Raw genomic sequence first — 19236 nt, 5'->3', positions numbered from 1 at the left:
TAATAATTATTTCTTTCTTACGTTTTTAGTAAAAATTTGTTAAAATATCAACAATTTTATTACTAATGAGTGATAATAATAATATTATTATGAGAGATCTTGAAGTGAAGAATAAATTAATTTCTATTGACGGATGTAATGCCGTTGCTCAAATTGCATATAAAACAAACGAAATTATAGCTATTTATCCAATTAGCCCGTCTTCTCCAATGGGAGAGCAAGCAGATGAATGGGCGTCTGCAGGCAAAGAAAATATATGGAATGAAGTTCCTTCGGTTGTAGAAATGCAGTCAGAAGGTGGGGCGATTGGCACAGTCCACGGAGCTTTACAAACAGGTTCATTATCAACAAGCTTCACATCATCTCAAGGTTTGTTGTTAATGATTCCAAATCTTTATAAAATTGCTGGGGAACTTACACCATTTGTTCTTCATGTTGCAGCAAGAACTGTAGCTACACATGCTTTATCAATTTTTTGTGATCATTCAGATGTCATGTCTGTTAGACAAACAGGTTTTGCATTATTAAGTTCTTCTTCAGTTCAAGAAGCGCATGACTTTGCTCTTATTTCTCAATCAGCAACATTAAAATCAAGAGTACCTTTCATTCATTTTATGGATGGATATAGAACCTCTCATGAAATAAACAAAATTGAGCAGATTGATGAAAAAATAATTAGGGATATGATTAGTGAAGAAAAGGTTTTGGAAGTTAAACAAAGAAGACTAACTTCTGAAAAGCCCTCCTTAAGAGGAAGTTCGGCTAATCCAGACACTTTTTTTCAATCTAGAGAAGTAACTAATACCTTTTACGATAATTGTGCGGATATTGTTGATGAGGAAATGAATAAATTTTATTCTTTAACTGGGAGACGATACCAGCCTTTTGAATATATAGGAGATAATGATGCAACTAGAATTATCATCTCAATGGGCTCTTCTACAGAAACAGTGGCGGAAACAGTAAATTGGTTAAATACTCAACAAGAAAAGGTTGGGGTAATTAAAGTTAAACTTTATCGTCCCTTTTCTGTAAAGCACTTTTTGAGAGTATTACCTAACTCTGTTAAATCAATAGCTGTGCTTGATCGAACAAAAGAGCCTGGAAGTATTGGAGAACCGCTTTATTTAGATATTGTTAGCGCTATATTTGGATCGGAAAATTTTAAAACAAAAAATATAAATATTATTGGTGGGCGATACGGTCTGTCATCTAAAGAATTTACGCCGGCTAATGTTTTGTCAATTTTTAATGAATTAAAAAAAGATAGTCCTAAATCAAAATTCACAGTTGGTATAAAAGACGACATCACAAATTTATCATTAGATCCAATTGACGTCCCAGCAATGGTAAAATATCAAACTCAAGCAATGTTTTACGGACTTGGTTCGGATGGAACTGTTTCAGCTGCAAAGAATACGATTAAGATTATCGGAGATCACACGAATTTATTTGCTCAGGGATATTTTGTCTATGATTCTAAAAAAGCAGGAGCACTTACAGTATCTCACTTAAGGATTCATGAATCACAAATTAGTGCACCTTACTTGGTTACTCACGCTGATTTTATAGGTGTACATAGGTTTGAATATTTAAATCAGTATGACATTTTGGATAAGATTAATCATGGTGGGGTTTTTTTGTTAAATACACCATACTCATCAGATGAAACATGGAATAAATTACCAAAGTCTATTCAGGAAATTATAATTGATAAAAAATTAAATTTTTATGTCATTAATGCATTAAATGTTGCAAAACAAGCAAAACTTGGCAATAGAATTAATACAGTTATGCAAACTGCATTTTTTGCATTGTCGGGTATTTTTGAAAAAGAAAAGTCTATAAAATACATTAAGGATGAAATCGAAAGGGCTTATGGAAAAAAAGGACCCGAAATTATTCTAAAAAACTTTAATGCAGTTGATCTTACAATTGAATCTATCGAAAAGATTAATATTCCCGCCCATGCAACTAGTAATGTTGTAATACCACCTATTGTTGATAATAAAGCTCCTGATTTTGTGAAAAATATTACTGCAATGATGTTAGCAGGTAAAGGTGATATTCTTCCAGTAAGTGCTTTTCCAGTTGATGGTACATGGGAAACAGGCACAACGAAATGGGAAAAAAGAAATCTTGCTGATGAAATTCCAATTTGGCAATCAAACTTATGCACCCAATGTAATTATTGTACTGTTATATGTCCTCATGCAGCAATTAGAGCTAAAGTTGTTGAAAGCGATTCTCTAAATAATGCACCAAGTAATATTGAAAGTTTAGATGTTAAAGCTCGGGATATGAAAGGACAGAAGTATATATTACAAGTTGCACCAGAGGATTGTACAGGTTGTAATTTATGTGTTGAAATTTGCCCTGCGAAAGATCGAAAAAATCCTGGCATTAAAGCAATTAATATGAAAAATCAGCTCGAACATGTGGCGACTGAAGCTAAAAAATATGATTTTTTTCTTAAGTTAGAAGAAAAAAAACCAAATGAAATAGAAAGAATTGATGTGAGAACATCTCAATTGATGGAACCTTTGTTTGAATATTCTGGAGCTTGTTCTGGTTGTGGAGAAACTCCTTATATTAAACTTATCACTCAATTATATGGAGACAGGCTTCTTATTGCTAATTCTACTGGATGTTCCTCAATCTATGGTGGGAACTTACCAACTACACCATACTCAAAAAATAAAGAAGGGCAGGGACCTGCCTGGGCTAACTCATTGTTTGAAGACACAGCAGAATTTGGTTTTGGTTTTAAATTATCTGTGGATTATCAATTTGATAGAGCAAAATCATTATTAAAAAAATATTCAAATTTATTTAGTGATGATTTAGTTGAGCTTATTCTTGATAATAATCAAACAAATGCAAAAGAAATAGCCGAGCAAAGAAAAAATATTAAACAATTATGTCAGCAGATTTCTAAATTAAATAATCCAAATTTGAAGATGTTGGAAGAAGTAAGTAGTGACTTGATAAGAAAAAGTATATGGATAATAGGCGGAGATGGATGGGCCTATGATATAGGTTATGGTGGCTTAGATCATGTATTGTCAATGAATGAAAATATAAATGTCTTAGTTATGGATACACAGTGTTATTCAAATACTGGAGGACAACAATCTAAAGCTACTCCATTAGGTGCTATAGCTAAGTTTGCCGCAAAAGGTAAGAGACAAATTAAGAAAGATCTTGGTTTAACTATGAGCATGTATGGTCATATTTATGTTGCTCAAGTTGCTTTGGGTGCTCAGTTAAATCAGACTGTTAAAGCAATTCAAGAAGCAGAGGCATATCCAGGTCCATCTTTAATTATTGCTTACAGTCCTTGTGAAGCACATGGTTATGATCTATCTCAATCTGTAACACAAACAAAGAATATTGTTGATTCTGGGATGTGGCCGTTGTATAGATTTGATCCTGAAAATGAATCTAAAAATAAACCCGGTATGCAGTTAGACTCTAAATCTATCAAAAAGACGTTGATGTTATCATGGATAACGAAGGTAGGTTTAGTAGATTACAAAACATTGACTCTGATGCAGCGGAAGAACTCAAAGAGAAAGCAAGAGAGTATGCGAAAGAGCAAATGACTAAAATACAAGAGATGGCAAAATTACACAAAAAAACAGAAAGCTAACATTGCTTACTTCATAAATAATAATCTATGGGAGAGAAATATTTAATATATTTCTCTTTTTTATATCTGTAGTTTAGATACTTAAAGTCTCAAAAGTGTTACAGATATGAAAATTACTGGTATATGTCTTTTGTTATATTCAAGTTTCTGTAATACATAATTGTATAATTTTTATTTTTAGAGATGTATGGTATGTTTAAATTTTATAATGTTATTTTTACTTTATTAATGTTATGTGTCAGTTTTAAAGCTTTATCTGAAAGTAACAAAAGTAACAAAATTACTCTAAATCAAATTGAAAGTATTCAGAATGAATGGGCTAAAGGTTTAATTAATATTGGAGCCGAATATGAAAAAAAAGGTGACTACAGACAATTAGCGTTGAACTTAATCAATCAATTGTATGCGTTTAATTACGGCAATAATATAGTTTTATTTAAGCCAACTAAGGCTTCTACTCATCCTTTCAGAAGAACTAAGGAAAGCGCGTTATCTTATTTTGTTGGTGGTAATGATAGTTTTGATGAAGATAAGGGGTTTGCTTTAGCACCATGGAAAGATATTAAATTTACAAATGATCAGATTTTTTTTCATAATGATTTGGCTATCGTTATGGGTCACTATGTTTTCACTGATACTAAGGGAAATTCTGCGAAGGTTGAATATACATTTGGTTACATTCAAACCCAGAAAGATGGATTGAAAATTATTCTACAGCACTCTTCTTTACCTTATAGTGAATAAGATTAAAGTTGATTTTCTTTGGAGTTAATATTTGATATTGTCATGTCAATTTTTTGTGTATAATATTTATCTTAAAAATAATTATTACTTATAGGTTGAATCAAATGACTTCAAAAATTACATCTCTAGAATTAGAATTAGCGCAAAAATCTTGGGCTGATGGACTTATTTTAATAGGTGAGTCATACGCTAAAAATGAAGATTACAAATCCCTAGCTTCTTCAATTATTGATGAGCTTTATGGTTATAATTTCGGTGATGGTAAGGTTTTATTTAAGCCGACCAAAGCTAAATCTAGCCCATTTAGACCAACTAAAAAGGGTGCCTTATCATATTTTGTCGGTGGTGATGAAGCTTTTTCAGAAGACAAGGGATTTGCTTTATCTAGATGGTCAAAAATTGATTTTAAAAATCATCAAATCTTCGATGATGGCGATATTGTTATTGCTATGGGAGAATATGACTTTACTGATTCTGCAGGAAGTGTTGTGACTGTTGAGTACACATTTGGTTACAAAAAAAATGAGGATGGAAAAGTCAAAATAATTTTACATCACTCATCTATACCATTTAGCGGCTAATTATCAATTGTAATGAGTCCTCCTATATGGACTCATTATAATTTAGGTTGCTTGGATAGCAGTCAAGGCGATTGTGTAAACTATATCATCTACTAGAGCACCGCGTGATAAATCGTTTACAGGTTTTCTCATTCCTTGAAGCATAGGACCTATTGAAACTAATTCCGCTGATCTTTGCACTGCTTTATAAGTGGTGTTTCCAGTATTAAGATCTGGAAAGATAAAGACAGTTGCTTTTCCTGCCACTGGAGAATTAGGGGCCTTAGAAGCAGCTACATTTTCCATTATTGCAGCATCATATTGTAATGGACCATCAATTAATAAATCAGGACGTTTATTTTTTGCTATTTCAGTCGCAAGCCTTACCTTATCGACATCTGCTCCTTTACCGGAAGTTCCTGTAGAGTATGATATCATTGCAACTTTAGGATCAATTCCAAATGATTTGGCTGAGTCAGCTGATTGAATTGCAATTTCAGCTAATTGTTCCGCAGTTGGATCTGGATTAATTGCACAATCACCATAAACTAGCACTTGATCCGGTAATAGCATAAAAAAGATAGAGGATACAATAGATGAACCTGGAGCTGTTTTGATAATTTGCAATGGAGGTCTTATAGTATTTGCTGTTGTATGAATTGCCCCTGAAACTAACCCATCAACTTCTCCTGCTTCTAACATCATAGTACCTAAAACGACGGTATCTTTTAGTTGTTCTTTTGCAACAACTTCAGTTATTCCTTTAGCTTTCCTTAACTCAACCAAACGTTTAACATAATTTTCAGCAACACTTTGTGGTTCAATGATTTTAATCTGTTTGTGGAGGTTTATGCCTTGTTGATTAGCAATTCTTTTTATATTTTCTTTATTTCCAAGCAGTACACATTGAGCAATATTTTTTTCGGCACAGATTGCTGCTGCTGCAATTGTCCTTGGCTCATCTCCTTCAGGTAGAATGATTTTTTTATTAGCTAAACGAGCTAGCTCCGTAAGCTTATATCTGAAGGCAGGTGGGCTAAGTTTATTTATAGAATCGATGTTTTTATTTAATGATTCTAACCATTTTGGATTTATTTTAGATGAAATATATTCTTGAACCAGTTCAATTCTGACTTTATCATTAGAGGGTAATTCAAATTTTATGTGTTGCAATCTTAAAGATGTTTCCCATGTATTTGAATTAATTTTAAGTAACGTTAATCCTGAATTGAAAGCTTGTTCACATAACTGCAGAACAGACTTAGGTATTTCATAATTTCCAGTTAACAAAATTGCACCTATCTTAATACCATTCATAACAGCTAGAGAAGCTGAAACCAAAACATCAGCTCTGTCGGATGGAATAACTAGTAGTGAGTCTGCTGAAAAAGTATCAATCATATTTGAAATAGAGCGAGCACAAAACACAATTTTTCTAATTCTTCGATCGTAAATTTCTCCGGATATTAATATTTCAGCTTCTAATTGTTGAGCTAAATCAATAGGTCTTAGAGCAAATAGCTTTGGATTCCATGGTATTGTTGCAATACAGGGAATTTGAGCATTTATAAATCTTTCTTTTTCATGAATGGCTTCGTTACTATTATTATTCAAAAAAATTGATGATGAGGTATTATCAAAATCTGGTTGGCCATATTTGTTTATAATAAACCCTTTAATGGCAGAGTTAAGTTTGCCCCCGAAGCTTGATTGTATAACATCTAATTGGTTTAATATTTTATCTTCATCTGTTTCATATGGAGATGTAACAAAAACTATTTCTGCATTTAAAGTTTTGGATATTTGGTAGTTGATTTTTTGTGATAATGAAGAGTTGTTTTCATTATCGATACCCTCAATAATATTAATTGCAGACTTATTTTTAATTTTGTTAAAAGACTCTAAAACTTCCTCTAATAAATTATCTAAAGAATTTGAGCTGATCATTGTCTCAGCATAATCGAGAGATAGTGAGGGGAGTTGTTTAATATTTTTTTGTGTCTTTAAAATATTATTTGTACTGCCTTTAGGATGACCACCCGTAAACTTATCAATTGGTTTAAAAAAAGTTACAGCTGTACCTTTTTGTTCAATTGCTCTTATTACACCAAGACTAACACAAGTTAGGCCCACTTTATTCCCAACAGGAACAAGCATTATTGTTCTAGACAAATTTACCTCCCTTAATTTTTGATGTTTGCCAGATGCAGAGTATCTTCAGCAATGACAAGCTCTTCATTAGTGGCAATTACATAACATGGAATTTGACTATCTTCAGAAGTTATAATTCCTTGATTGCCAAAAAGACATTGACTATTTAAATCATCGTCAACTTTTATTCCTAAGAGGCTTAGTTTTGATAACGTTTTTTGTCTAGTTAGCAAGGAATTCTCTCCTATACCACCAGTAAAAGTTATCGCATCTATTTTTTTATCAAAAAGAGTGAAGTAAGAAGCAATATATTTGGCAAGACGGTGTGTCATTACATCCATTGCTCTTTTAGCATCTTCAGTCTTATCATAATTTTCTCCTAAATATCTGCAATCAGAAGATTTTTCTGTTAATCCTAAAAGACCAGACTCTTTTGTAAGTGTTTTTTCTATATCTTCAACGCTGTAACCTAACTGATTATAAAGGAAGAAAACTATAGCAGGATCAATATCTCCTGAACGAGTACCCATAACCAAACCTTCAAGAGGTGTCATGCCCATAGATGTATCTACAGACTCACCATCTTTTATGGCACAAACAGATGCACCATTGCCTAAATGACAGCTTATAATGTTCAGTTCACTAATTGGTTTCTTGAATTTTGTTGCCATTTGTCTAGCAATATACAAATGTGAGGTACCATGCATTCCATACCTCCTTACTCCATGATTTTTATACAAATTATATGGAAGAGCATATAAAAATGAAGATTCAGGCATGGTTTGATGAAAGGCTGTATCAAAGACAGCTACATTTGGAAGGTTGGGAAATGCCTTCATAGCAGCTTCAATTCCAATTATATGTGCAGGGTTGTGAAGAGGAGCTAAGCTAGAACATTCCTGAATTCCAGCAATGACTTCGTCATTAATGAGAACAGATTTTGTAAATTTCTCACCACCATGAACCACGCGATGACCTATGGCAAATATATTTTTCGAAAGATTTGGTTCACTCGCCAATATATCGTCAACGATGAATTGGATTGCTTCGAAATGTGCAGAGTTTTGATTAAGAGGCGCTTCATGCTTTTTGTTTAAATTCCATTTAATTCTTGCCTCCGGAAGATGAAGACATTCAGCCAGGCCTGTCATGTGTTCTTGACCATTTATAGGATCAATTAACGCGAACTTTAACGAGGAACTGCCACAGTTTAGAACTAAAATGAGTTTGGACATATAGATTTTACCTATGTATATTTTATAAAAATTGTTGACAAAATGGTGTTAATCATTAGGCTTAAAAGATAGCAATTTTTTTTATTTATTAAACGAGTATAATATAACAGATAAATAATAAAAAATCTTATTTTCATCTTCATTAGAGTATAGTTTTTGAGAAATTTTATAAGTAAGTTAAGTACAGGATTATCTTATCTAGATAAGTGGCCACTGAGAAAAGAATTAGCTGGAATTTTTCCTGACATCAGAGTTATAATTGCAACTAAATTTGCTCTGAAGAGTATGCCTGGAGTGGCAATTTTATCAATATGCATGGCTTTTTATTTCAGGGATGATATAAACATAAGTGTATTGGTTTTAACGTCCATCATCTCATTATTAATTCCTTGTCAAGGTTTAATTTGGTTAGCTCATAGAAGTGAAAAGAGGCTTCCTAACTCATTGATTGAATGGTATAGAGACATAGCAAATAAATTAACTCAGCAGGGCTATCATTTCTCTAAAAATAATGGAAATTTAACGTATAAAGATTTAGGTTTGATTCTTAAGTGCGCTTGTCAAAATTTAGACAAAGATATGTTAAAGAGATGGTTTTAATTTTAGCACTTCAATTTTAAAATGTGCAGTGCAATTAAACATATTATTTGACATGAGCAACTTTTCTAATTTATTGTTTATTTTCCATTTAAATGGAGTCATGTTAATCAGGTTTTGAAGTTCTTTTGGATTCAATGACATATCTAGCTTAACTTCCTTAGTATGAATTAAATCCACATCCACTATTTTATTTAATTTTTCTGTATTATTTCTGATGGATTTATATAACAAATTTCTAATTTCAATTAAATGATTATTGCCTGGAGACACAGATACAATTATATGTTCCTCTTTTAAGATTTTAGAAATTTCATCTACAAACATGGGGGCACATATTTTGATAATCCCATCTATAGACTTCTCTTGCAAAGGTATATCTTTTGAACTAGCAACAAAAAAAACAGGTTTTTTATGTTTTTTTGCAGCAAGCTTAATAGCATATTTAGAAATATCCAATCCATAAAACTTAATATCATTAAATTCTTTTTGAAAAAAACTTGTATAATAGCCTTCTCCACAACCTAAATCTAAAATATTTTTTGTATGATTCGGTTTATAATATTCAATAATTTTGATAATTTCCAAGATAACTTTGTCAAAGTGGCCCGAATCTAGAAAAAGTCTTCGGGAAGAAATCATATCTTTATTGTCACCAGGCAAGATACTTTTTTTATTGTTAAGTTTTAGTAGGTTAATGTAACCTTCTTTAGCAAAGTCAAAGTTATGGCCATTATCACATTTTAGGCTGCTACTTAATTGATAAAGAGGTAGTTTACATATTGGGCATGAGTAAAGAGTCAAAATTTAATTCTCATTTAAATACATTTTCAGGTTATTTCTAATATCGGTATACATTTGATCTAGCCACGCATACCTTTTTCTATACATAGCTCTTTTATTCCTCGAAATATCTTCAGGATTTTTACGTAAGTCGGTATTAGGTAATACAAAAAAATCTTCGGTAACTTTTTTACCAGAAATACTGGACCAGTGATTATCATAATTTGAAGAAACATGTATAGATTTATATCTATTAGTATTAAACACATGATATTTATTTGAAATGGCAAAAATTTCCTTTACATTGAGTGTGTTAGCAACTCCAATCAAAACCTTAATCATTAAATCTTTTGGCCTAAGGCCATATAACTGTTTCGTTAACTTTTTTATTAATCCGTTAGTGTTGGGAGAACTTTCAGGTCCCTGAAGAGAGCCGATCAAAATATTTAAGTTATCTGAATTATTAAAACAAAAAGATAATGAGTAAATAGGCTCACATTTATCATCTTGTATTTGGAGAGTTAGTTCTCCTTCTCTTCGAAATTTTGGATCATAAATTAACTTTGTCGTGTATAGTCTCTCATCAACCTCAAAGTCAAAAAGTATAATCCCTTCATTAGATAACTTTAGATTTAACTCATTATATTTAAAGTTACTTTCCAGATATCCATAATGTGAGGAGATTATTTTAGCATTTTCATAATTTGATTTCTTTAAACTTAAGTAGGGCCTAAATATTTTCTCTAGTAGATGAGGATTGTAATAAAAAAAAGTTCTATCCACGTTTGATTTTAGGTAATTGAAGGACTTTCGATAAAGATAAGTCCTCAACAAAAAATTAAGGTATTTTTTTTTAAACCTTAGACCGGAATCTCTTTCATGTACTTTGCTAAACAACAAATGATAATCAGATTTATTTAACACTCTAACTTAGCCCTTTGAAGTTTATTATATGAATTTAATAATAGTTGATAATCTTGAAGATCTTTTAGAATAATTGTGGATAGATTTATAAACCTCTGTTTACCCGTTATTAAATCAATACAAGTTTCAATTAGCTCTGTTTCAAAAAATTCAGATAATGCATCTTTAAAATTATTGATTTCCCCTTCGTCGTTAATATAGATATCGATAATTACATTTAGACACTTATAGATATTTAAGTCCGTTGAGAAGTTATTAGACAAATACCAATCAACATATTCTTTAGCAAGAAATAAATCGCCACCAGCAAGCGCCACCATTCCCTTCAGTTCGCCCAATCTTAATTCCTTCCACTTTGATTTTTTAGGAGGAATGAATCCTAGTAGCTCAAAAACTGGCTTATTGTCATCAAAATTAAGCGACTCTAATTGTTCAAAAAGTGATGCGTATTCAGTTGAGCTTAAATTAAGGTTTGGTAAATTAAAAATTGTCTCTCTTAAAGAAATAGCAGAGTTGTTATTTGATTCTATTAACTCTTCGGGTTGATAAACTTCAGACCAACTTGGCACAATAACTCTGCAACAATTCACATCCAAATGATTATATTCTGCAATGAAAATATTTAAGTTTTCTCCAGTTAGTATTGATATTAGTTTTTGTAATTCTTCTTCGGTATTTCCGTCATAATTCCAGTGGATGAAATCAAAAGAATCGTTTTGGCTGAATAGGTTCCAATGAAGCAACCCACTTGAATCGATAAAATGTAGCTCTAAATTATGAATATCGGATACAATTTCTTTATTAAATGTAGGTTCAGATAAATTAGCTGATATTGACGACAGCTCTCTTCCTTGGAGCAATTCTGTGACGGTTCTTTCTAATGCAACTTTAAACTTTGGATGAGAACCGAATGAAGAAATACACGTATGACTCTTCCTTTCAATTAAAACTGAACATATTACTGGATATTTCCCGCCGAGAGATGCATCAAAACATTTTAAGGTAAATCCTTTACTCTCAATATCTTTGACAGATTGAAGTATATCAGGGTATTCTTTTAAGATGTTAAGTGGAATTTCTGGTAATGACAGGGCCTCTTTGATTATTATGTTCTTTATATGCCTTTCAAATATTTCAGAAAGTGCTTGAACAGTTGCCTCTTCTATAGAATTTCCTGCTGACATTCCGTTTGATACATATAAATTACCAATAAGATTAACTGGAAAATAAACTTTTTCTTGCGTCACAATATTTGTGAAAGGAATTGAACATATCCCTTTTTCAATGTTACTTGATTGGAGATCAATAAGATCAGAAGCTAAAAGTTCAAGTGTTGGATCATAAAACTTGAGAAGTTCTTCTGATAAAATTTCAGAAGGAATGATATTGTCTTCTGGTATTTTGAACCACTTTTCATTTGGATAATGAACAAAGGGATTACTTTCATCTAAATCTAAAAAGTAATCAGCGTAAAAATAGTTAGTAGATAATCTCTCAAAATACTCTCCTAAAGCAGAAGCTAAAGCTGCTTTTTTGGTTGCACCTTTTCCATTAGTAAAGTTCATTGGAGCTTCTTTATCTCTGATATGAACTGACCAAATATTTTTTGCTGGGTTAAGCCATGATACTTCTTCAATATCGAACCCATATCTTTTTAACTTTTCTTTAAAGCTTGAAATTGTGTCTTCCAGTGAACATTCTTTTCCATCAATAAAAGTTTGCATTATAACAACCTCAATTATTAATTATAAATTGAAAGTACTCCAAACAGGAGCATGATCAGAGGGCTTGTCTATTCCACGAAGTTCATAATCAATTCCAGAATCATTTAATATATTTAACATTGATTTAGTAACGAACAATACATCTATTCTTAATCCTCGATTATCTAGAAAACCTTTTGAACGATAGTCAAACCAAGAGAATTTATCATCCACATCAGGATATTTTTCTCTAAAGGAATCATATAAGCCCCAAGATTGAAGTTTTTCTAACCATTCTCTTTCTTCAGGTTGAAAAGAAGTTTTGCCTGTACGTAGCCATCTTTTCGCATTTGGTTCGCCTATTCCAATATCTAAATTTGTAGGACTAATATTAATATCACCCATCACAATCAAGTTATCACTTGCCGTATGGTATTCTTCTAAGTGGTTATTGAGATCAGCATAAAATTTTCGTTTTAATGGAAATTTGGTTTCATGTTTAATATTTTCACCTTGAGGGAAATATCCATTAATAATCGTTACTTCTTTTCCATTAAAATCATAGGTATGGATAATTATTCTTTTTTGTTCGTTGCCATCATCACTTGGGAAGCTATGTATTGATTTTATAGGTTTTTTCTTGCTTAAAAAGGCAACTCCATAATGAGCTTTTTGGCCATTAAAATCAGGATAATATCCCATATTCTCTATGGCTTCTACGGGAAAAGAGTCATTATGAACTTTGATTTCTTGAAGACCAATTACATCAGGCTCATGTTTTTTAATTAGAGCTTCTAATTGATGAAGTCTAGCTCGTATACCATTGATATTAAAACTAATAACTTTCATGATTTCTAAATCCAAAGTGAGTGGAAAAAAAGAGAAAAAAGATGGTGGAGGGGGAAGGATTCGAACCTTCGAAGGCAGTGCCGTCAGATTTACAGTCTGATCCCTTTGGCCACTCGGGAACCCCTCCAAATTGATAAGAGCATAATATCAAAAAATTTTCATGTGTAAACAGTTTTTTTTTAATATTTGTTTCTTTGGATATTTTTTCCACAAAAAAATCAATTTTAATACTAAATCGAATAAGATAGAATAGACATAATTATTTTTTGTTTTTGAGGAACTACTTTTTACCATGAGACTTAATAAATATATTGGTGGTAGTGGATTTTGTTCAAGAAGGGAAGCAGATAAATTAATTGATGCTGGTAGGGTAAAAATAAATGGCCTCTTAGCTGAAAAGGGTACGCTTTTAAAAACAGGTGATAAAGTTTATATAGATGATGAACTTATTAGTTCAAATATTTCAAAAGTTTATATTGCTTATAATAAGCCAAGAGGTATTACATCTACCACTGATGAAAGAGATTCTACGAATATGATTTCTCATATAAATCATAATGAAAGAATTTTTCCGATAGGTAGGTTAGATAAGTATTCTGAGGGATTGATATTACTAACAAATGATGGCGATATCGTAAATAAAATTTTACGATCTACCAATAACCATGAAAAAGAATATTTGGTCAGAGTAGATAAAGAAATAACGAAAGAATTTCTACAAAAAATGAAAAAGGGAGTTCATATTCTTAATACAGTTACTCGACCTTGTAAAATATCAAAAATCAATTCGCATGTGTTTAAAATTATATTGAAGCAAGGACTAAACCGTCAAATAAGAAGAATGTGTGAAACGCTCAATTATAAAGTTTTTAAATTAAAAAGAATAAGAATAATGAATATTACTTTGGGGGATTTACCTAAGGGTGATTGGAGAAATTTAACTCAAGAAGAAATAAAGAGGTTACAATTATCATTATTAGACTCCCAGAATAGTCCGGAATATAAAGGAAATATAAAAAATGGATAAAATTTTTATACATGAAGTGGTCGATGAATTAGAGACTCTAATGGATATGGTAAGATGGACTTTTAGTCGTTTTAATAGTAGTGACTTATTCTATGGCCATGGCACAGATAATCCTTGGGATGAATCTAAGTATTTAGTTTATTCCTTGCTTAATCTCCCTTTTGATTTACCTGATTCTTTTTTATCATCAAAATTAACTAAAACAGAAAAAAGTCTTATTCTTGAGAAAGTTATAAAAAGAATTAATGAAAGAGTGCCTGTACCGTATTTAACAAATCGAGCTTTTTATAGAGGCCATGAGTTCTTTGTAAACGAGCATGTTTTAATACCAAGATCCCCAATAGGTGAGATAATTGAAAAAAAATTAGATGTTGACTATGCCATAAATCCATCAAATATCTTAGATTTATGTTCAGGAAGTGGATGTATTGGTATTTTAGCAGCCTTAAAGTATCCTAATGCAGAAGTTGATTTAGTTGACATTTCTGAAGAAGCAATAAAAGTTTGTGAAGAAAATATTCATGCTTATAATTTAGAAGATCGTGTTTTTCCAATCATTTCCGATTTGTATGAAAACTTGAGTCATAGTAAATACGATCTTATTTTAACTAATCCTCCTTATGTCGATCAAGAAGATATGGACTCTTTACCAGAAGAGTTTATTCATGAACCACGTCTTGCTTTAGAAGCAGGCGCAGATGGTCTCAAATTAGTAAAAAATATTTTAAGAAACTCACTAAAACACCTTAATGATGATGGTCTTCTGATTTGTGAGGTTGGTAATTCAATGGTACATATGTTAGATCAATTTCCTAACACTAATTTTAATTGGGTGGAATTTGAGCAAGGTGGGCATGGTGTTTTTATAATGAAAAAAGATGAGCTTTCAAAATTTTTAGAGCTAAATAAATTATATAGTGAGGAACATGATGGCAGGTAATTCTATTGGACAAATTTTTAAGGTTACAACTTTTGGAGAAAGTCATGGTATTTCTTTAGGTTGTATTGTTGATGGTGTTCCTCCAAATATTGAAATTAGTGAGGACGATATTCAAATAGAACTTGATAGAAGAAAGCCAGGCACATCAAATTACACAACCAAAAGAAGAGAAGGCGATAAAATTAAAATTTTATCAGGAGTTTTTAATGGTAAAACGACTGGAACATCAATAGGGCTTCTGATTGAAAATGAAGATCAGAGATCCAAAGATTATTCTAATATTAAAGATCTTTTTCGGCCAGGTCATGCAGATTTTACCTATTATAAAAAATATGGGATAAGAGATTATCGTGGAGGAGGTCGTTCGTCAGCAAGAGAAACCGCAATGAGAGTAGCGGCTGGTGCAATTGCAAAAAAAATATTAAGAAATAATTTTCAAATTGAAATTTATGGTTTTCTTTCTCAGATGGGACACATTAAATTAGATCTAAAAACAAAAGAATTTATAAATAAGAATCCATTTTTTTGTGCTGATCCAGATAAAGTGGAAGAGTTAGATTTATTAATCAGAAAATTAAAAAAAGAAGGTAATTCAGTAGGAGCAAAGAATACAATTATTGTTGAAAATGTCCCTGTAGGTCTTGGAGAGCCAGTTTTTGATCGACTTGATGCGGATTTAGCGCATGCACTGATGAGCATAAATGCCGTTAAGGGAGTTGAAGTAGGTGATGGATTTTCTGTAATAGAACAATATGGGGATAGAAATAGGGACTTAATGACACCTGATGGTTTTTTGTCGAATCATGCAGGGGGAATACTCGGTGGTATATCTAGTGGACAAGATATTTTGCTTAATATTGCATTAAAGCCTACATCAAGTATTTCTATACCAGGGCAAACTATTGATATACATGGAAATACCCAAACAATTGTAACAAAAGGTAGACATGATCCGTGTGTGGGAATTAGAGCAGTTCCAATTGCAGAAAGTATGGTCGCAATTGTCTTAATGGATCATATTTTAAGGCACAAAGCTCAAAATAAATTATAAATCACTAAAATTATACATAATTAGAAGTTTGAGTTTAAAAGTATAAAGATAGCTTAAAATATGTTTATTAAAAATGTAAAGAGAGTGAAAACTTTCATGGTATATTAATAGGTTATCTTTTCAAAATAAGACCGTCACTCAAGATTACAAGCCCATACTTAAGTGAAAAAAAACTGGAAAGATATATTTTAAGTCTTCCTGATTAATAGCTTTTGGTATACTAATTTATTTATCTTTAAATTTAGAATTACCATTAATTTCTTTTATGCTAAAAGTTGGAAGATTTAAATTAAATTTAATTGCAAGTAGACGTATGATTAAACCTGAAAAAAAACTAATTATAATAACTAAATCATGGTTTAATTTTGTGTTAATTAAAAATAAATAAATCCCAGATGTAAGAATAGATACTGATGCATAAAGCTCTCTATAAAGAACAATCGGAGGGTTTTGTGTTAATATATCCCTCATTAATCCACCAAATACACCAGTGATTAAACCTGATACTATACATATTAATGGACTACATCCAATCTCTAATGCTATTTGAAAGCCAATAATTGTAAATGTGATTAAACCAATTGCATCTAATGTTAAAAATAATTTATTATTTTTTGTAATCCAGTTTGGTATCTGTGTTGCACATATACCGGCTAGACAAGTTAAAATTAAAAAATAAGGATGTTTAACCCATGTTAATGGATAATGATTTAATAGAATATCTCTAATTGTACCTCCACCCAGACTTGTTATGGATGCAATTAAAATAACACCAAACCAATCCATTTTTCTTTTACCCGCAGAAAGAGAACCTGTCATAGCTTCAGAAACTATTCCAATAATATAAAGAATTAAAAGAGTCATAATATATTAATTTGAAAAAAAAACTTAATATATTATGCTTTAATTTAAATTAAAAATGAAAAATTTTATTTTTAATTATAAAAATAACTAATTTTATTAATTAGATAATTATATCTATAAATTTTTAGATATCATTTTTAACCATTTTCTATTGGGAAATATTTTTTTTAGAAGATTTAATTCACATGGTATTGGTTCACCAAGAATTGTAGAAACCATTATTTCAGCTAATAATGGACCTGAAGTAAGCCCTCTAGAGCCTAAACCAGTAAATAGAAAAATGTTAGGATAAAAATTAGAAGCTATGTTTTTATCGTATGGTAAATTATTTAATAAAGGTCCAATAAATGGAAAATGATCCCGAGATGTTGCCCTGATGCCCACGTTATAATCTTTAATTTTATTTTCAAAGTAATTGTCCCAGTTTACATTTGGAATTGACTGAATTATTGAATTTAAATTTTCTGAATGTTCTTTTTCTGAGTAACTGGTGTTTAGATTATTTCTTTTATATGAGGCACCCAAAGATTGATATCCTGATCTTGGATCTGGTGGAGTTATATAACCGTCGTAACATAGAACATGATTTATTTTATTGTATTGAATTTTATAGGAATCTTCTTTTGTGGCTATGTACTTCGGTGAGATTAATGAAATCTGTCCTCTAACCGGACATATGGGTATGTTTTCTAGTTGTGAAAAGTTTTTTATATATGGACCACAAGTAAAAATACAAGCTTCATGATGAAAGTTTGTGTTATTGTCAGATTTTAGTCTAATATCGTTTGGATTTAAATATTCTATAGATGATATTTTTTTATTATATTTGACAGTAAATAATTTACTTGTTTTTAAATTTAATAAAATGGATGCAATCCAATTTTTAGGAGAAACCCATAATCCACCGGGATAAAATATGCTTTTTTGATTAATATCTAATCCAGTTGTTAAGTTAGTTTGTTTTTCAGAGAGATTTATTTTTATAGATTCGTCACAATCAAAATTTTCGATTTTCTTTGTACTTCTGGATGGGCAGTCTATTTGTAAAACACCACAAGTCTTATAAGACTCTTTATCATTTTTTAATGTTCTTTTTATTTCATTCGATGAAAAACTAAAGGCTGATATAAAGAAATTTGTTAGGATGTCATTACTTGGACTGATTAAGGGATAGACAACTCCTTGGCTATTTCCTGATGCACCAGTTGCTAATGTACTGTTTTCTGTATAAATAGTGGTTTTAATTCCATTATTAACGAGTAATTTTGCTAAAAGTATAGAGCTTAATCCACCACCAATTAAAGCCACTTCTCTAGTTTCTAACAGTGGCCAAGTAAATTCATTTGTAGACTTTTCTGATATATATTTATTTTTTATTTTTCCAGTTAACATTTCACGCTTGTTTCTAAACCCCTTAACTTTTTTAATTTCAAAATTACATTCTTCAAGGTTTCTTCTTACAAAACTCGATGCGGTAAAGGTCGAAAAAGAGGCATGTTGGTTTGACAAACTATTTAGTTTTTTAAATAAATCTTTACTCCACATATCTTTATTTTTATTTGGAGAAAAACCATCTAAAAACCAAGTGTCAACAAAGCCATTTTGGAAATTGCAAATACTCGATAAGCTATCATGAATATCTCCTATCCATAAATCTAAAATTACTTTTGAATCAAAAAATTTAAGTCGATGACAGCCATTAGTTTTACAGGGATAGTTTTCTATTAGTTCGCTGGCAAGATCTTTGAGATCTGAATCTTTATAAATTAACTCTAAATCATTGAGTGAAAGAGGATATTTTTCAAAACTAATAAAGAAAAGCTTTTTCAAAACTTTTTGATTATTCTGTTTTATGTACTCTTTAAACTTTTTTAGAGCAAGTAAAAAATTAAGTCCTGTACCAAAACCAGTTTCTCCGATAACAAAGTGAGATTTATTCCAAGAATTCCATTTATTTGGTAAGTCATTATTATCAAAGAAGACGAAGTTACTTTCTTCAACACCATCTCCATAAGAATAATAAATATCATCAAATTGTTTTGAGTATGGTTTAGAGTTTTTAAAAGATATATTTGCAGGATTTTTGTCTTTCATTAAGTAAATTCTCTTACAGGAACTATTTAGAATATTTATATATTGTTACAATGATTATAATT

14 protein-coding genes, 1 tRNA gene and 1 pseudogene are annotated in these 19236 nt (G+C 30.9%); 7 read left to right on the top strand and 9 right to left on the bottom strand.

Annotation, left to right across the window (positions count from 1 at the left end):
* Positions 1-65 precede the first annotated feature (65 nt).
* From nifJ to CF386_RS00980, 3 genes are all read left to right on the top strand, one after another.
* Positions 66-3605: a pyruvate:ferredoxin (flavodoxin) oxidoreductase gene (nifJ, locus tag CF386_RS00990; protein WP_225971705.1), complete on the top strand. Its 3540-nt coding sequence runs from the start codon at positions 66-68 to the stop codon at positions 3603-3605.
* A 239-nt stretch (positions 3606-3844) separates the two neighbouring features.
* Entirely contained in the window at positions 3845-4396 is a 552-nt protein-coding gene (locus CF386_RS00985) for a hypothetical protein (protein ID WP_089072669.1), read from the top strand.
* 104 nt (positions 4397-4500) lie between these two features.
* Entirely contained in the window at positions 4501-4977 is a 477-nt protein-coding gene (locus tag CF386_RS00980; RefSeq protein WP_089072668.1) for a hypothetical protein, read from the top strand.
* A 42-nt stretch (positions 4978-5019) separates the two neighbouring features.
* On the opposite strand, the gene pta is transcribed toward CF386_RS00980, so the two are convergent.
* Entirely contained in the window at positions 5020-7128 is a 2109-nt protein-coding gene (gene pta, locus CF386_RS00975) for a phosphate acetyltransferase (protein ID WP_089072667.1), read from the bottom strand.
* Positions 7129-7139: 11 nt separating this feature from the next.
* Positions 7140-8342 (bottom strand): acetate kinase, encoded by a 1203-nt coding sequence (locus CF386_RS00970; protein ID WP_089072666.1) that lies wholly within the window; start codon positions 8340-8342, stop codon positions 7140-7142.
* A 156-nt stretch (positions 8343-8498) separates the two neighbouring features.
* On the opposite strand from CF386_RS00970, the gene yfbV reads away from it, so the two are divergent.
* Positions 8499-8942, top strand: a complete 444-nt coding sequence (gene yfbV / locus CF386_RS00965) for a terminus macrodomain insulation protein YfbV (RefSeq protein ID WP_089072665.1) — start codon at positions 8499-8501, stop codon at positions 8940-8942.
* On the opposite strand, the gene CF386_RS00960 is transcribed toward yfbV, so the two are convergent.
* From CF386_RS00960 to CF386_RS00940, 5 genes are all read right to left on the bottom strand, one after another.
* Positions 8925-9743, bottom strand: a complete 819-nt coding sequence (locus CF386_RS00960; protein ID WP_089072664.1) for a putative RNA methyltransferase — start codon at positions 9741-9743, stop codon at positions 8925-8927. The two genes, yfbV and CF386_RS00960, sit on opposite strands and share 18 nt — an antisense overlap.
* A gap of 3 nt (positions 9744-9746) precedes the next feature.
* On the bottom strand, positions 9747-10646 hold the full coding sequence (locus CF386_RS00955) for a VirK/YbjX family protein (protein ID WP_089072663.1): 900 nt from the start codon (positions 10644-10646) through the stop codon (positions 9747-9749).
* Positions 10640-12370: a 30S ribosomal protein S12 methylthiotransferase accessory factor YcaO gene (ycaO, locus tag CF386_RS00950; RefSeq protein ID WP_225971704.1), complete on the bottom strand. Its 1731-nt coding sequence runs from the start codon at positions 12368-12370 to the stop codon at positions 10640-10642. Before ycaO ends, CF386_RS00955 begins: the two co-directional genes overlap by 7 nt.
* A 21-nt stretch (positions 12371-12391) precedes the next feature.
* Positions 12392-13198 (bottom strand): exodeoxyribonuclease III, encoded by an 807-nt coding sequence (gene xthA / locus CF386_RS00945; protein ID WP_089072661.1) that lies wholly within the window; start codon positions 13196-13198, stop codon positions 12392-12394.
* A 42-nt stretch (positions 13199-13240) separates the two neighbouring features.
* Positions 13241-13325 (bottom strand) — tRNA-Tyr (locus CF386_RS00940).
* Between the two features lie 165 nt (positions 13326-13490).
* On the opposite strand from CF386_RS00940, the pseudogene CF386_RS00935 reads away from it, so the two are divergent.
* The 3 genes and pseudogenes from CF386_RS00935 to aroC all read left to right on the top strand — a co-directional run.
* Positions 13491-14198 (top strand): annotated as a pseudogene (locus CF386_RS00935) (pseudouridine synthase); the annotation flags it as partial.
* A 19-nt stretch (positions 14199-14217) separates the two neighbouring features.
* Positions 14218-15165 carry a 50S ribosomal protein L3 N(5)-glutamine methyltransferase gene (prmB, locus tag CF386_RS00930; RefSeq protein WP_089072659.1) on the top strand — a complete coding sequence of 316 codons (948 nt, stop codon included), beginning with the start codon at positions 14218-14220 and terminating at the stop codon, positions 15163-15165.
* Positions 15155-16216, top strand: a complete 1062-nt coding sequence (aroC, locus tag CF386_RS00925; RefSeq protein WP_089072658.1) for a chorismate synthase — start codon at positions 15155-15157, stop codon at positions 16214-16216. Before prmB ends, aroC begins: the two co-directional genes overlap by 11 nt.
* A gap of 225 nt (positions 16217-16441) precedes the next feature.
* Here the strand turns inward: aroC and CF386_RS00920 are convergent, their stop codons facing one another.
* Both CF386_RS00920 and mnmC read right to left on the bottom strand, forming a co-directional pair.
* Positions 16442-17080, bottom strand: coding sequence for a trimeric intracellular cation channel family protein (locus CF386_RS00920; RefSeq protein ID WP_089072657.1), 639 nt, complete (start codon positions 17078-17080; stop codon positions 16442-16444).
* A 114-nt stretch (positions 17081-17194) separates the two neighbouring features.
* The gene (gene mnmC, locus CF386_RS00915; protein WP_089072656.1) at positions 17195-19174 is read right to left on the bottom strand and encodes a bifunctional tRNA (5-methylaminomethyl-2-thiouridine)(34)-methyltransferase MnmD/FAD-dependent 5-carboxymethylaminomethyl-2-thiouridine(34) oxidoreductase MnmC; all 1980 of its coding nucleotides are present in this window, start codon (positions 19172-19174) and stop codon (positions 17195-17197) included.
* Positions 19175-19236: the final 62 nt, after the last annotated feature.

Origin of the sequence: Paraphotobacterium marinum (assembly GCF_002216855.1) — a bacterium.
GTDB classification, from domain to species: Bacteria; Pseudomonadota; Gammaproteobacteria; order Enterobacterales; family Vibrionaceae; genus Paraphotobacterium; species Paraphotobacterium marinum.
Note: the sequence above shows the minus strand (reverse complement) of the source record. Positions and strands in the feature narration are given on the sequence as shown.